At 65.5% G+C, this 13,333-nt stretch carries 14 protein-coding genes; 11 read left to right on the forward strand and 3 right to left on the reverse strand.

Features of this window, described 5'->3' with window-relative positions; all coding sequences use genetic code 11:
* Positions 1-255: 255 nt before the first annotated feature.
* The 6 genes from AC1RWI_RS24045 (at position 256) to AC1RWI_RS24070 (ending at position 5,987) form a co-directional block, all read left to right on the forward strand.
* Entirely contained in the window at positions 256-1,041 is a 786-nt protein-coding gene (locus AC1RWI_RS24045; RefSeq protein WP_043345010.1) for an SDR family oxidoreductase, read from the forward strand.
* Between the two features lie 367 nt (positions 1,042-1,408).
* Entirely contained in the window at positions 1,409-2,017 is a 609-nt protein-coding gene (locus AC1RWI_RS24050; RefSeq protein WP_043345012.1) for a TRAP transporter small permease, read from the forward strand.
* Positions 2,014-3,318, forward strand: coding sequence for a TRAP transporter large permease (locus tag AC1RWI_RS24055; RefSeq protein WP_043345014.1), 1,305 nt, complete (start codon positions 2,014-2,016; stop codon positions 3,316-3,318). Before AC1RWI_RS24050 ends, AC1RWI_RS24055 begins: the two co-directional genes overlap by 4 nt.
* Before the next feature lie 90 nt (positions 3,319-3,408).
* Positions 3,409-4,437 carry a DctP family TRAP transporter solute-binding subunit gene (locus AC1RWI_RS24060; RefSeq protein ID WP_043345015.1) on the forward strand — a complete coding sequence of 343 codons (1,029 nt, stop codon included), beginning with the start codon at positions 3,409-3,411 and terminating at the stop codon, positions 4,435-4,437.
* A 236-nt stretch (positions 4,438-4,673) separates the two neighbouring features.
* Positions 4,674-5,378 carry a DUF2968 domain-containing protein gene (locus AC1RWI_RS24065; protein ID WP_043345016.1) on the forward strand — a complete coding sequence of 235 codons (705 nt, stop codon included), beginning with the start codon at positions 4,674-4,676 and terminating at the stop codon, positions 5,376-5,378.
* Between the two features lie 210 nt (positions 5,379-5,588).
* Positions 5,589-5,987, forward strand: coding sequence for an acyl-CoA thioesterase (locus AC1RWI_RS24070; protein WP_043345018.1), 399 nt, complete (start codon positions 5,589-5,591; stop codon positions 5,985-5,987).
* 126 nt (positions 5,988-6,113) lie between these two features.
* On the opposite strand, the gene AC1RWI_RS24075 is transcribed toward AC1RWI_RS24070, so the two are convergent.
* Complete coding sequence (locus AC1RWI_RS24075; RefSeq protein WP_043345020.1) at positions 6,114-6,659, reverse strand: PAS and helix-turn-helix domain-containing protein; 546 nt, start codon at positions 6,657-6,659, stop codon at positions 6,114-6,116.
* 173 nt (positions 6,660-6,832) lie between these two features.
* Here AC1RWI_RS24075 and AC1RWI_RS24080 point away from each other — a divergent pair, with 173 nt between their 5' ends.
* Together AC1RWI_RS24080 and AC1RWI_RS24085 are read left to right on the forward strand one after the other, a co-directional pair.
* Complete coding sequence (locus AC1RWI_RS24080) at positions 6,833-7,534, forward strand: CoA transferase subunit A (protein WP_043345022.1); 702 nt, start codon at positions 6,833-6,835, stop codon at positions 7,532-7,534.
* Between the two features lie 11 nt (positions 7,535-7,545).
* Positions 7,546-8,184: a CoA transferase subunit B gene (locus tag AC1RWI_RS24085; RefSeq protein WP_043345023.1), complete on the forward strand. Its 639-nt coding sequence runs from the start codon at positions 7,546-7,548 to the stop codon at positions 8,182-8,184.
* A 95-nt stretch (positions 8,185-8,279) separates the two neighbouring features.
* Here AC1RWI_RS24085 and AC1RWI_RS24090 read toward each other — a convergent pair whose 3' ends face one another.
* A complete protein-coding gene (locus AC1RWI_RS24090) occupies positions 8,280-8,774 on the reverse strand; it encodes a DUF411 domain-containing protein (protein ID WP_043345024.1) in 495 nt (164 codons plus the stop codon).
* A 5-nt stretch (positions 8,775-8,779) separates the two neighbouring features.
* Positions 8,780-9,556 (reverse strand): 3-hydroxybutyrate dehydrogenase, encoded by a 777-nt coding sequence (locus AC1RWI_RS24095; RefSeq protein ID WP_043345026.1) that lies wholly within the window; start codon positions 9,554-9,556, stop codon positions 8,780-8,782.
* Positions 9,557-9,758: 202 nt separating this feature from the next.
* Between AC1RWI_RS24095 and phaZc the strand changes: the two genes are divergently transcribed.
* The 3 genes from phaZc (at position 9,759) to AC1RWI_RS24110 (ending at position 13,309) form a co-directional block, all read left to right on the forward strand.
* Positions 9,759-10,646, forward strand: a complete 888-nt coding sequence (phaZc, locus tag AC1RWI_RS24100) for a 3-hydroxybutyrate-oligomer hydrolase PhaZc (RefSeq protein ID WP_043345027.1) — start codon at positions 9,759-9,761, stop codon at positions 10,644-10,646.
* Between the two features lie 62 nt (positions 10,647-10,708).
* Entirely contained in the window at positions 10,709-11,071 is a 363-nt protein-coding gene (locus AC1RWI_RS24105) for a RidA family protein (RefSeq protein WP_043345029.1), read from the forward strand.
* A 15-nt stretch (positions 11,072-11,086) separates the two neighbouring features.
* Complete coding sequence (locus AC1RWI_RS24110; RefSeq protein ID WP_043345031.1) at positions 11,087-13,309, forward strand: RelA/SpoT family protein; 2,223 nt, start codon at positions 11,087-11,089, stop codon at positions 13,307-13,309.
* Positions 13,310-13,333: the final 24 nt, after the last annotated feature.

Consider the following 13,333-nt stretch of genomic DNA (forward strand, 5'->3'; position numbering starts at 1 on the left):
ACCTGGGGCAGGGGGGGGCGCACTCGCCAGATCGTGGCGGCCATACGCGTTTTTCCTCTTTCCCTTTGTGGCCCGAGTTCTTAGAATCTCCGGCATTGTCCGGGACTCGCCATGGTCAGGCAAGATTTTTTTTGGAACGACCGTTCTTTTTTTTGATATGCTGCCTTCGGTTTTCCGCAGGCAGATTGCGCGAGGAGCGCCCGTTGGCCGTAGCCATGGCAGGCGGCGCCGGGGCTCCCGAACATAGAGGCCATTATGGGTTTGTCGATCAATCTGGAAGGCAAGGTCGCGCTGGTGACAGGCGCTTCAAGCGGTCTGGGCACGCGCTTTGCCCACGTCCTGGCGAGTGCCGGCGCCAAGGTCATCCTGGCGTCGCGGCGTACCGAGCGGCTCAAGGAGCTGCGTGCCGCGATCGAGGCCGAGGGCGGCAGCGCGCACGTGGTGCAGCTCGACGTGACCGACCACGATAGCGTGCGCTCCGCGGTGGCGCATGCCGAGACCGAGGCCGGGGCGATCGACATCCTGGTCAATAACTCGGGCGTCTCCACCACCCAGCGCCTGACCGACGTCACCCCCGACGACTTCGATTTCGTCTTCGACACCAATACCCGGGGCGCTTTTTTCGTGGCGCAGGAAGTGGCCAAGCGCATGATTGCGCGCGCCAAGGGTGCCGAGAAGAACGGCAATCCGCTGCCGCAGTCGCGCATCGTCAACATCGCGTCGGTCGCCGGGCTCAAGGTGCTGTCGCAGATCGGCGTGTACTGCATGAGCAAGGCTGCGGTGGTGCACATGACCAAGTCGATGGCGCTGGAGTGGGCGCGCCATGGCATCAACGTCAACGCCATCTGCCCCGGTTACATCGACACCGATATCAACCACCACCATTGGGACACCGACGCCGGCCAGAAGCTGGTCCAGATGCTGCCCCGCAAGCGCGTGGGCAAGCCAGAGGACCTGGACGGCCTGCTGTTGCTGCTGGCGTCCGACCAGTCGGCATTCATCAACGGCGCGATCATTACCGCCGACGACGGCATGGTGTAGCCGTCAGAAGGGGCGGCGCACGCTTGCGTGCGCTTGCCGGCAGGTTGGCCCTGGCCCGCGCCAAAAGCGGCGGCGGGGCGTGCGATTCACGGTCCCTGGGCTTATCCGGTCCCCTTGGACACCCTGCGGAATCGATGGCCTGCCGGATTCCCACGGCCAGCAGACTGCCTGTTGGCGCGAGCCAGCGCGGGGTGCACGGGCGCGCCTGTCCAGCAGGGGCAACGCTCGGCATGGAGCAAAAGTTCCCGCGTGCGCTGCAAGTCTTGGCATAATCCGCCATGTCTTGAGATTAAGTCTTTACATAATTCAAAGAGAAAATCCGTGCGCAGCCAGCGGCGCCGCGCGGACCGGACCGGAGGCCGGGGAGATGCAAGCAGATCGGGAGGGGCGGCGCGATGCCGGCCCAAAACACGTCACGGCCATGCCGGACGAGACTGGCGCCAGCCAGCAAGGGGACAGCGGCTTCAAGGTATCGCCGCGAATTGAAGACTGGGTTGGCGTGATCGTCATGGTGTTGCTGGTGTGCATCACCTTCGCCAACGTGGTGGTCCGTTATTTCACCGATGAATCGTTTGCCTGGACCGAGGAATTCTCGGTTTTCCTGATGATCGTGCTGGCCCTGGTGGCAGGCAGCGCGGCCGTGGCGCGCGATCGCAATATCCGCATTGAATTTTTCTTCGATCGCGGCACCGCGGCGCGGCAGCGGCGCCTGGCGGTGCTGTCGGCGGTGGCCGTTGCGGTCATGTTCATCGCGCTGGCGGTGCTGGGCGCTCGCGTGGCGTGGGACGAATACACGTTTGGAGAGACCTCGCCGGGCATTGGCGTGCCGAGCTGGTGGTACTCCGTCTGGCTGCCTGTGCTGTCCGCTGCCATCGCGCTGCGGGCGCTCGGCGTAGCGGTGCGCAACCTGCGTGCGCTCAAGGCCCTGCATGCCGAGCGCGTCGATGGCGCAGCCGCTTCGGAGTCCGCGCCATGACCCTCATTGCCATTATCCTGTTCGTGGTGTTCCTGGGCTTGATGATGCTGGGCGTGCCGATCGGCGTGTCGCTGGGGCTTGGCGGCCTGGTGGCGATCGGCCTGTCCAACCTGGACACTCAGATGTTCGGCCTGCTGGCCGTGCCGCAGAATTTCTACGCCGGCCTGGGCAAGTACCCGCTGCTGGCGATCCCGATGTTCGTGCTGGTCGGCTCGATTTTCGACCGTTCCGGCGTGGCGCAGCGGCTGGTGACCTTCGCCATCGCCATCGTCGGGCGCGGACCGGGCATGCTGCCGCTGGTGGCCATCCTGGTCGCCATGTTCCTGGGCGGTATCTCCGGCTCCGGCCCGGCCAATGCGGCCGCGGTGGGCGGGGTGATGATCGCTGCGATGTCGCGGGCCGGCTATCCCGGCGCGTACAGCGCGGCCGTGGTCGGCGCCGCCGCCGCGACCGACATCCTGATCCCGCCGTCCGTTGCCTTCATCATCTATAGCGTGCTGGTGCCCGGTGCCTCGGTGCCGGCGCTGTTCGCCGCAGGCATGATCCCCGGCATCCTGGCCGGCGTGGCGCTGATCGTGCCGGCCGTCTGGCTGGCGCGCAAGCACAATATGGGTGCCATCGAGGCCGGCTTGCCGCGCCCCCCATTCTGGAAGAGCCTGCGGGAAGCGGCCTGGGGCCTGGTCGCGCCGTTCCTGATCCTGGGTGGCATGCGCGCGGGCTGGTTCACGCCGACCGAGGCCGCCGTGGTGGCGGTGGTGTACGGCCTGTTCGTCGGCATGGTGATCTACCGCAGCATCAGCATGCGCGACCTGTTCGTGATCTTCCAGGAGGCGGCGGAGACTTCCGCGGTGATCCTGCTGGTGGTGGCGCTGGCCGGCATCTTCGCCTACGCGCTGTCCACGCTGGGCGTGATCGATCCGCTGGCCAATGCCATTGCGCATTCCGGGCTGGGCGAATACGGCGTGCTGGCGCTGATCGTGGCGTTGTTGATGACGGTGGGGATGTTCCTCGATGGCATCTCGATCTTCCTGATCTTCGTGCCGCTGCTGCTGCCGATCGCCAATGCCTTTCACTGGAACCCGGTTTGGTTCGGTGTGGTGCTGACGCTCAAGGTCGCGCTTGGCCAGTTCACGCCGCCGCTGGCGGTGAACCTGATGGTCTCGTGCCGGATCGCGCGCGTGCGCATGGAAGAGACCGTGCCGTGGGTGGTGTGGATGCTGCTGGCGATGTTCGTCGCCATGCTGCTGGTGCTGGCCTTCCCGCCGCTGGCGACCTGGTTGCCTGACTACCTGGGTTATTGAGGTCGTTGAGGTAGTTGATGAGGTCGTTGAGGTATTGAAATTCTGGTTGCCCATAAGAAACACACAACAGATCCTGAGAGGAGAGAACGCATGAAACGTCGTGCCCTGATGCTGTCGCTGGCAGCTACCATTGCCGCTGCCGCCCTCGCGCCCGCTGGCGCCATGGCGCAGAGCTACAAAGCCGAGTACAAGATGTCGCTGGTGCTCGGCCCGGCCTTCCCGTGGGGCAAGGGCGGCGAGATCTGGGCCGACCTGGTGCGCCAGCGCACCAGCGGCCGCATCAACATCAAGCTGTACCCGGGAACCTCGCTGGTGGCCGGTGACCAGACCCGCGAGTTCTCGGCGATCCGCCAGGGCGTGATCGACATGGCGGTTGGCTCGACCATCAACTGGTCGCCGCAGGTCAAGGAGCTGAACCTGTTCTCGCTGCCGTTCCTGATGCCTGACTACAAGGCACTGGATGCCCTCACGCAAGGCGAAGTCGGCAAGTCGATCTTCGCGACCCTGGACAAGTCCGGCGTGGTGCCGCTGGCCTGGGGCGAGAACGGCTTTCGTGAAGTCTCCAACTCCAAGCGCGAGATCCGCAAGCCGGAAGACCTGAAAGGCATGAAGCTGCGTGTGGTGGGCTCGCCGCTGTATATCGAGACCTTCAATGCGCTCGGCGCCAACCCGACCCAGATGAGCTGGGCCGACGCGCAGCCGGCCATGGCCTCGGGTGCTGTGGATGGCCAGGAAAATCCGCAATCGGTGTTTGCCGCCGCCAAGCTCTACACGGTCGGCCAGAAGTACGTGACCACCTGGGGCTACGTGGCTGACCCGCTGATCTTCGTGGTCAACAAGCAGATCTGGGAAAGCTGGACGCCGGCTGACCGCGAGATCGTCAAGCAGGCCGCCATCGACGCCGGCAAGCAGGAAACGGCGCTGGCCCGCAAGGGCCTGGTCGAGGCGGGCGCACCGGCCTGGAAGGATATGGAGGCCCACGGCGTGAAGGTGGCGCAGCTGACGCCGGCCGAGCACGATGCTTTCCGCAAGGCTACGGCCAAGGTCTATGACAAGTGGAAGAAGCAGATTGGCGTGGACCTGGTGAGCAAGGCAGAAGCCTCGATCGCCAAGCGCTAAGCGGCGGGCGGCTCCGCTGGCTTGGGGTGGCGCTAACGCTCCCCCGCGTCGGTGGGGCTGTTGCGGGAATGGCACCGCCAATCCCGTTCTGGTTACAAAACGCGGCCCTTGCCGGGAAGCTTGTTACAATCCGCGGTCGGAGAGGTGCACGCTGCGCATCATTGCCGCCGGGTAGTGCAGCATGATGCACTCTGATTTCTTGAACCGTATTTCGTCCCCGTCCCAGCCGGAACGCCATGTTGAATAATTCCTGCCGCGCCCCCTTGCTAGCCAGCCTGATCGGCCTGGCGTTGTCGCTGTCCGCCTCTGGTGTCGTGGCGGCAGCCGAGCCCGTGCCGACGTCGGTGGCCCCGGCGCCGCTGACCGCTTCGGGCAGCATGCCGCAGGCCTCGCCGGCTTCCCTGGGGTTGGTGTCGGAGCTGCAGAAACGCTTGCGTGACAGGTCGGTGCGCGAGCTGCGCACCAGCTACAACGGCGACTACGGCACCACGCTGATGCTCGCGGACGATCAGGTGGTTTGCTATGTGGCGCTGTTCTACCAGAAGAATCTCTGGCGGGTTTTCCGCTTCGAATCGATCGGCGCGGCGGAACAGGCTTACCGCCAGGTAACGCAGCAGAGCGCGATCTGGGCCGATGACGATATCCGCCGCCAGGTGCTGGCATCGCAAAAACGCGCGTTTGACAAGGCACTGCAAGAAACCGAAGCGCGTGCCAATGCGCTCAATGAAGACGTGCGCGTGATGCAGGCGCAGCGCCAGCGTATCGCCGAAGAGCAGAAGGCGGCGCGCATCGAGGTGCAGAGCGCGGAAATCGAGAGCCGTGCCTCCCGTATCCGCCTGGAGCAGCTGCAGCAGCAGATCCGCCGCATGGAATCGTCCCTGACGGATTCCGGCCTCGCCATGCCCGGCGCGCCGGGCACCGACCGCCCTGTGCGCCGCTAAGCCATCGCCTTCCTGCCTTTGCCTGTCATGCCGGCGGCGTCCGTCGCCGGCTTGCACTCGCCCCAACTTCCGGGCGCGGATTCGGATTGGTCCGAGATGAACATGCTTGGCTGATCGAAGGCCAGGGCGGCCGTCCTCCTGATGCGCCGATGTGTGAACCGTCGCTTTCGCCGATGGAAGCGGCCGGCTCCCGGTGTTACGCTCACGCGCATGAAACCCGTATTCACTCTGCACATGCCCATCCGTTGGGGCGACATGGACGCCATGGGCCATGTCAACAACACGGTCTACTTCCGTTACCTGGAGCAGGCGCGCATTGCCTGGTTCGAGTCGCTGGGACATGGGGGCAAGGACGCCAGCGGTTGCGGGCCAGTCATCATCAACGCCCACATGAGTTTCCTGAAGCAGTTGCGTTATCCCGGGGATATCGAGTGCCGGATGTTTGCCGGAGACCTGGGGCGCACGAGCTTCGAGACCCGCATGGAGATCCGCCGCATCGACCAGCCGGACGTGGTGTACGCGCAAGGCGGCGCCAAGGTGGTCTGGTGCGACTACGAGGCCGAAAAATCCGTGCCCGTGCCGCCGGCAATCCGGGCGCTGATGGAGTAGGGCGCCGCCCTTAGTGGCTGTTTCAAAATGAAGCGAAGCGGTTCTGGCTAGGCGCGCGGCCGCAGGCAGTACAAGTGGATCGGCCAAGGCCGCGCAACGACGCCAGAATTTTTTTGAAATGGCCTCTTAGTGGTTGAGCAGGCGTTGTACCAGGTCGACCGAGGTATGGGCGCTGTACTTCTTCATCAGCCTGGCCCGGTAGATGTCCACCGTGCGGGGGCTGATGGAGAGCAGCTTGCCGATCTGCTTGCTGGTCTTGCCATCAACCAGCTGCGCGGCGATATCGCGTTCGCGCGCCGTCAACTCGGCGGTGACCGGGCGCTTCTGCGAGAGGTCTTCGAAGGTCCAGATGCCGGCGCCCAAGGGCTGCTGGCGGTCCAGCGAGCGCCCGGTGACGTGGCACCAGAACAGGTCGCCCCCGGCGCGCTTCATGATGCGCTCGTCGGAGTAGGTGCCTTTGGCGTTCATGATCGGCACGATGCGCGCGCCGGTACGCTCGAACTCGTCAGCGGTGGGATAGAGTACCTGGAACGATTCGCCGATCATGGCGGCCCGGGTGGTGCCAAAGATGCGGCAGAGCTCGTCGTTGCAGTCCTCGATCATGCGCTCGCGCGACAGCACGAGGCCGACTGGGGCGAGCTGGAAGGCGGTCTGGTAGTCGATGGCGGGCATTTGCTTATGTAATTGTACGTATTGGCGCGGGATGCGACGCTTGCGTATGCTGTCGGACGGTTGGCAACTGGACGATCTCCGTCCGATTGTACCGTTACAATTTCCCTGCGTGACTCGCCGGCATCACCTGGAGGCGGGCGCAATGACAGGAAATCACCGAGGAAGGAGCAAACATGAACAAGGTCTACGCCAGCGCCGCGGAGGCGCTCGCGGGCGTCGTTCGCGACGGCCAGACGATCGCGGTTGGCGGTTTCGGTCTGTGCGGCATCCCGGAGGCACTGATTGCCGCGCTGCGCGACAGCGGCGCCAAGCAACTCACCTGCATCTCGAACAACGCTGGCGTTGACGGTTTCGGCCTGGGCCTGCTGCTCGCCACGCGCCAGATCAAGAAGATGATTTCGTCGTACGTCGGTGAAAACAAGGAGTTCGAGCGCCAGTACCTGGCCGGCGAACTCGAGCTGGAATTTACCCCGCAGGGCACGCTGGCCGAGAAGCTGCGCGCCGGCGGCTCGGGCATCCCCGCCTTCTTCACCAAGACCGGCGTGGGCACCATCGTGGCCGACGGCAAGGAAATCCGCGAGTTCGATGGCCAGCAGTACGTGATGGAACGCGCGCTGACCGCTGACGTGGCCCTGGTCAAGGCGTACAAGGCGGATCGCGCCGGCAACCTGGTGTTCCGCCGCACCGCGCGCAACTTCAACCCGATGTGCGCGATGGCCGGCAAGGTCACCATCGTCGAGGTCGAGCACCTGGTCGATACCGGCACGCTGGATCCGGATGAGGTCCACACCCCGGGCATCTTCGTGCAGCGCATCGTGCTGAACGCCAACCCCGAGAAACGCATCGAGCAGCGCACCGTGCGTGCCGCGGGCTAAGGAGAATCATCATGGCATGGACACGTGACGAAATGGCGGCGCGCGCCGCGAGCGAACTGCAGGACGGCTTCTATGTGAACCTGGGCATCGGCCTGCCGACGCTGGTGGCCAACCACGTGCCGCAAGGCATGGAAGTCTGGTTGCAATCCGAGAACGGCCTGCTGGGCATCGGCCCGTTCCCGACCGAGGCCGAGGTCGACGCTGACATGATCAACGCCGGCAAGCAGACCGTGACGACGCTGCCGGGCTCGTCGATCTTCTCCTCGGCGGATTCCTTCGCGATGATTCGCGGCGGCCATATCAACCTGGCTATCCTCGGCGCCATGCAGGTCAGCGAGAAGGGCGACCTGGCCAACTGGATGATTCCGGGCAAGATGGTCAAGGGCATGGGCGGCGCGATGGACCTGGTGGCTGGTGTCGGCCGCGTGGTGGTCCTGATGGAGCACACCGCCAAGAAGAAGGACGGCGGCGAGGACATCAAGATCCTGGCGTCGTGCGCGCTGCCGCTGACCGGCGTGGGCGTGGTCAATCGCATCATCACGGACCTCGGCGTGATCGACGTGACCGAAGCCGGCCTGAAGCTGGTGGAGACCGCGCCGGGCGTGAGCCGCGAAGAGATCCAGAGCAAGACGGGCGCTCCGCTGCTCTGATTCGCGCTGTCGCAATGAAAAACCCCGCGAGCTTGCGTTCGCGGGGTTTTTTGTTCTCAGCGCCGGGGGCGCCTTTGTCAGATGCTCCGGGTGCTTCAGGTGCTGCGCTTGTTGTAGCTGGCGAAGACCGATGCGCCGCCATCCGCGCGGACCAGCAGGACATCGAACGGGTCCTTGCGCGTGCCCTGCTCCATGCCTGGCGAGCCGACCGGCATGGCGGGCACTGCCAGGCCCACGGCCTTGGGCTTGCTGGCTACCAGCCGCTTGATGTCGGCGGCCGGCACATGGCCTTCGATCGCATAGCCTGCGATGCGGCCGGTATGGCAGGAGCCGAAGCGCTCTGGCATGCCGAAGCGGGCGCGATAGACGCCGGTGTCTTCCACGTCGCGCACGGTCACGGCAACGCCGTTTGCGCGCAGGTGCTCGACCCAGCCCTCGCAGCAGCCGCATTGCGGGCTCTTGTACACTTCGATGGCGAGTGGGGCGGCAGCGGCGCCGGCACCGGCGCGCAGCCCCAGCGAGGCGGCGGCGCCCAGGGTCAGGGCGCGCAGAACGTGGCGTCGCTGCGTGCTCTGTGCCTTTGTTTTCATTGCGCTCATTGCGCCACCCAACCACCATCCATGTTCCAGGCCACGCCACGCACCTGGCGGGCCGCGTCGCTGGCCAGGAACACGGCCAGCGCGCCAAGCTCGTCGGGCGTGACGAACTGGCCGGACGGCTGCTTCTCGATCACCAGCTCGTGCTTGGCCTGTTCCACGGGAATACCGTCCTTCTGCGCGCGCGCTTCCACCTGCTTTTGCACCAGCGGCGTCAGCACCCAGCCCGGGCAGATCGCATTGGCGGTCACGCCGGTCTGCGCGGTTTCCAGCGCGGTGACCTTGGTCAGGCCGACGATGCCATGCTTGGCGGCTACGTAGGCGGATTTTTGCGCGGAGGCCACCAGCCCGTGGGCCGAGGCGATATTGATGATGCGGCCCCAGTCCTTGCGCTTCATGCCGGGCAGCGCGAGGCGGGTGGTGTGGAAGGCGGAGGTCAGGTTGATGGCGATGATCGCGTCCCAGCGCTCGGGCGGGAAGTCCTCGATGTTCGCCACGTGCTGGATGCCGGCATTGTTGACGAGAATGTCGGCGCCGCCGAATTCCGCGTCGGCGTAGCGCATCATGTCCTCGATCTCGGCGGACTTGCTCATGTCCGCGCCGTGGTAGCCCACGCGAATGCCCGCGCCGGCCTGCGCGATCTCGCGCTTGGCGGCTTCTGCATCGCCGAAGCCGTTGACGATGATGTTGGCGCCCTGGGCGGCCAGTGCCTGTGCGATGCCGAGTCCGATACCGCTGGTGGAACCCGTGACCAGTGCCGTCTTGCCTTTAAGCATGTTTGCCCTTTCGTCGGAGTGCTTTGCACGTTGGAGTTGGACTGCGCGAGGGACTCGTCGTGCGCCAGCGGCAAAGGCATGACGGCGAGAACCCCGATGCTGTGGCATTGTAACTGCTGCAGCGTACAATCCAGCTTTGCCCAACCCGGGCGCCACCATGCCGGCGGCGCCGTTCTTGCTACCGTATTGCCAGGGAGTTCAGATGCCGTCAGTCAGTCCGCGCCTCGGCTTCGTCCAGTGCATCAGCCCGGCGGGTCTTCACCGCATGGCCTATCACGAATGGGGCGATCCCACCAATCCCCGGGTGCTGATGTGCGTGCATGGCCTGACGCGCACCGGCCGTGACTTTGACACGGTGGCTGCTGCCTTGTGCGCAGAGTACCGCGTGGTGTGCCCCGACGTAGTCGGGCGCGGCCGCTCGGACTGGCTCGCGGACCCGCGCCGCTACGTGGTGCCGCAGTACGTGTCAGACATGGTCACCCTGATCGCCCGGCTCAATGTCGAGCAGGTCGACTGGTTTGGCACTTCGATGGGCGGCCTGATCGGCATGGGACTGGCGGGCCTGCCCAAGTCGCCGGTGCGCAAGCTGCTGCTCAACGACGTGGGCCCGCGCATCGCCGCCTCGGCGGTGGAGCGGATTGGTGCCTACCTGGGCCTGCCGGTGCGCTTCAAGACTTTCGAGGAAGGCCTCGCCTACCTGCAGACCATCAGCGCGTCCTTTGGCCGGCACACGCCCGAGCAATGGCGCGAGCTCAACGGCGCCATCCTCAAGCCCGTGCAGGGCGCGGAAGGCCTGGAATGGGGCTTGCATTACGATCTGGCGATGGCGCTGCCGTTCCGCGAGACCACGCCCGAGCAGGTGAGCGCGGGCGAAGTGGCGCTGTGGCAGATGTTCGAGGCCATCCAGGCGCCCACGCTGGTGGTACGCGGCGCGCAGTCCGACTTGCTCACGCGCGAGACGGTGGCGGAGATGGTGGCGCGCGGGCGCAGCGTGACTTCTGTGGAAGTGCCGGATGTGGGGCATGCCCCGACGTTCATCGATCCCGCGCAAGTGGCCATCGCTAAGCAGTTTTTCCTGGGCGCGGCCTGAAGCGGGAAGCGCTGCCCGGCCCCGATGATTTTGATGTTTTACCCGACGACTAAAGTATTGCCATGAGTGCCAATGAACTGAAGCGCGCCCACGTGGGCAAGCGCCTGTCCGAATACGCGATCTACAACGGCGTGGTCTACCTTGCCGGCCAGGTGCCGGAAGTCGATCCCGGCGCGGACCTGCGTGGCCAGACCGGCGAGGTGCTGGGCCATATCGAGCGCCTCTTGAACGAAGCAGGCAGCGACAAGAGCCGGATTCTCTCGTGCCAGATCTTCCTTACCGACGTCGACCAGATCGGCATCATGAACGAAGTCTGGGACGCGTGGGTGGTGCAGGGCCATACGCCCCCGCGCGCCACCGTGGAGGCTCGCCTGGCCAATCCGCAGTACCTGATCGAAGTGGTGGTCACCGCCGCGCTCAAGTGAGGCGGGGGCAGCGAGATGGTGACGTCGACTGACCTGACCGGGCAGATTGCCGGCACGCCCGATGCCGGGCTGGTGGAGCGCGCCCTGGCGTTCGTGCGCGAGCGCGGTAGCGCGGCGTTGCTGCCCACCGGCGAAACCGTGCTCTCGCATGCCGAGGGCATGCTGCGCATTCTCGACGGCCTGCGCGTCGACGATGCCGCGCGCGCGGCGGCCTGCCTGTTTGCGCTGGCCGCGTTCGTACCTGGCAGCGAGGCGGAAATCGAGCCGCTCTTCGGCGAAGAAGTGGCGGGGCTGGTCAAGGGTGTGCGGCAGTTGTTGCGTATCGGTGCGATCGCGGTGGGCCACAGCGGCGCGCCCGAAACCACCAAGGACGAAATTGCCGCTCGCCAGGAGCAGGTGGAGGCGCTGCGCAAGATGCTGCTGGCCTTCGCGCAGGACATCCGCGTGGTGCTGGTGCGCCTCGCCTCGCGGCTCCAGACGCTGCGTTGGCTGGCGCAGGTCAAGGCGCAGCCGCTGCCGGGGGTCGCGCGCGAAACGCTGGACATCTACGCGCCACTGGCCAACCGGCTGGGGATCTGGCAGATGAAGTGGGAGCTGGAGGATCTGGCGTTCCGCTTCGAGCAGCCCGATACCTACAAGCGCATCGCGCGATTGCTCGACGAAAAGCGCATCGAGCGCGAAGGCTATATCGCCAGCGCCATCGCGCGGCTGCAGTCCGAGCTGGCATCGGCCGGGATCCGCGCCGAGGTGAGCGGACGGCCCAAGCATATCTACAGCATCTGGAAGAAGATGCGTGGCAAGGAGCTCGACTTTGCCGATCTCTACGACGTGCGCGCGTTTCGCGTGATCGTCGACGACATCAAGGATTGCTACACCGTGCTGGGTATCGTGCACCATATCTGGCAGCCGATTCCGCGCGAGTTCGATGACTACATTTCCCGGCCCAAGTCGAACGGCTACAAGTCGCTGCACACGGTGGTGATCGGCGACGACGGGCGCGCCTTCGAGGTGCAGATCCGCACCCAGGAGATGCATCACTTCGCCGAGTACGGCGTGGCCGCGCACTGGCGCTACAAGGAAGCCGGCAGCAAGGGCTATAGCGGCCAGTTCTCCGCCAGCGAGCGCTACGACGAGAAGATCGCGTGGCTGCGCCAGTTGCTGGCGTGGAAGGACGACGCCGATCATTCGGTTGCGCACGACGAGTCGCCGTGGGAGCAGCTCAAGCACGCGGCCATCGACGACCACATCTATGTGCTGACGCCGCAGGCGCGCGTGGTGGCGTTGCCGCAGGGCGCTACGCCGGTGGATTTCGCGTACTACCTGCATACGGATCTGGGTCATCGCTGCCGCGGCGCGCGCGTGGATGGCACCATGGTGCCGCTGAACACGCCGCTGAAGAACGGGCAGACGGTGGACATCATCGCCGTCAAGCAGGGCGGCCCGTCACGCGACTGGCTCAACGCGGAGCTGGGCTACCTGGCCAGCCCGCGGGCGCGCGCCAAGGTGCGCGCCTGGTTCAATGCGCTGGATTCGCAAGAGACCATGTCGCAAGGCCGCGCGCTGATCGACAAGACCTTGCAGCGCGAGGGCAAGACAGCGGTCAACCTGGATGACCTTGCCGCTCGGCTGGGCTTCAAGACGCCGGACGACCTGTTCGCCGCGGTCGCCAAGGATGAGTTCAGCCTGCGCCATGTGGAGCAGGCGCTGCGGCACCCCGAGGGTGAAGCCGTGGTGGTGCAGAGCGAGGAAGAGGCTGTCACCAAGAAGAGTCGCGCCACCAGCGTGGCGCGCGGCGCCAAGAGTGGTGTGCTGGTGGTGGGCGTGGATTCGCTGCTCACGCAGATGTCCAAATGCTGCAAGCCGGCGCCGCCGGACGAGATCGTGGGCTTCGTCACGCGCGGGCGCGGCGTCTCGATCCATCGCCGCACCTGCCACACCTTCGGGCAGCTCTCGGCGCGTGCGCCGGAGCGCGTGATCCATACCGAGTGGGGCAAGCGCAGCGATGCCGTCTATCCGGTGGACATCCACGTGGAGGCGATCGACCGGCAAGGACTGCTGCGCGACATCTCCGAAGTGCTGTCGCGCGAGAAGATCAACGTCACCGGCGTGAAGACGCTGTCGAGCAAAGGCGTCGCGCGGATGCAGTTCACCGCCGAGGTTTCCGAGGCCACGCAGTTGCAGCGCGCACTCGGTTTGATCGAAGATGTGGCGGGGGTCTTGCAAGCGAAAAGAAAGTGATGCTATACTTTCGTTCTCCGTAGG

The sequence above is a fragment of the Cupriavidus sp. MPR-AND1C genome, assembly GCF_058809705.1.

Excerpts from the sequence above, each read along its gene's own strand:
- AC1RWI_RS24070 (WP_043345018.1), top strand. The coding sequence starts at position 5,589 with ATGAAACCCGTATTCACTCTGCACATGCCCATCCGTTGGGGCGACATG.
- AC1RWI_RS24065 (WP_043345016.1), top strand. The coding sequence starts at position 4,674 with ATGTTGAATAATTCCTGCCGCGCCCCCTTGCTAGCCAGCCTGATCGGC.
- AC1RWI_RS24075 (WP_043345020.1), bottom strand. The coding sequence starts at position 6,659 with ATGCCCGCCATCGACTACCAGACCGCCTTCCAGCTCGCCCCAGTCGGC.
- AC1RWI_RS24090 (WP_043345024.1), bottom strand. The coding sequence starts at position 8,774 with ATGAAAACAAAGGCACAGAGCACGCAGCGACGCCACGTTCTGCGCGCC.
- AC1RWI_RS24085 (WP_043345023.1), top strand. The coding sequence starts at position 7,546 with ATGGCATGGACACGTGACGAAATGGCGGCGCGCGCCGCGAGCGAACTG.
- AC1RWI_RS24060 (WP_043345015.1), top strand. The coding sequence starts at position 3,409 with ATGAAACGTCGTGCCCTGATGCTGTCGCTGGCAGCTACCATTGCCGCT.
- AC1RWI_RS24045 (WP_043345010.1), top strand. The coding sequence starts at position 256 with ATGGGTTTGTCGATCAATCTGGAAGGCAAGGTCGCGCTGGTGACAGGC.
- AC1RWI_RS24105 (WP_043345029.1), top strand. The coding sequence starts at position 10,709 with ATGAGTGCCAATGAACTGAAGCGCGCCCACGTGGGCAAGCGCCTGTCC.
- phaZc (WP_043345027.1), top strand. The coding sequence starts at position 9,759 with ATGCCGTCAGTCAGTCCGCGCCTCGGCTTCGTCCAGTGCATCAGCCCG.
- AC1RWI_RS24055 (WP_043345014.1), top strand. The coding sequence starts at position 2,014 with ATGACCCTCATTGCCATTATCCTGTTCGTGGTGTTCCTGGGCTTGATG.
- AC1RWI_RS24080 (WP_043345022.1), top strand. The coding sequence starts at position 6,833 with ATGAACAAGGTCTACGCCAGCGCCGCGGAGGCGCTCGCGGGCGTCGTT.
- AC1RWI_RS24110 (WP_043345031.1), top strand. The coding sequence starts at position 11,087 with ATGGTGACGTCGACTGACCTGACCGGGCAGATTGCCGGCACGCCCGAT.
- AC1RWI_RS24050 (WP_043345012.1), top strand. The coding sequence starts at position 1,409 with ATGCAAGCAGATCGGGAGGGGCGGCGCGATGCCGGCCCAAAACACGTC.
- AC1RWI_RS24095 (WP_043345026.1), bottom strand. The coding sequence starts at position 9,556 with ATGCTTAAAGGCAAGACGGCACTGGTCACGGGTTCCACCAGCGGTATC.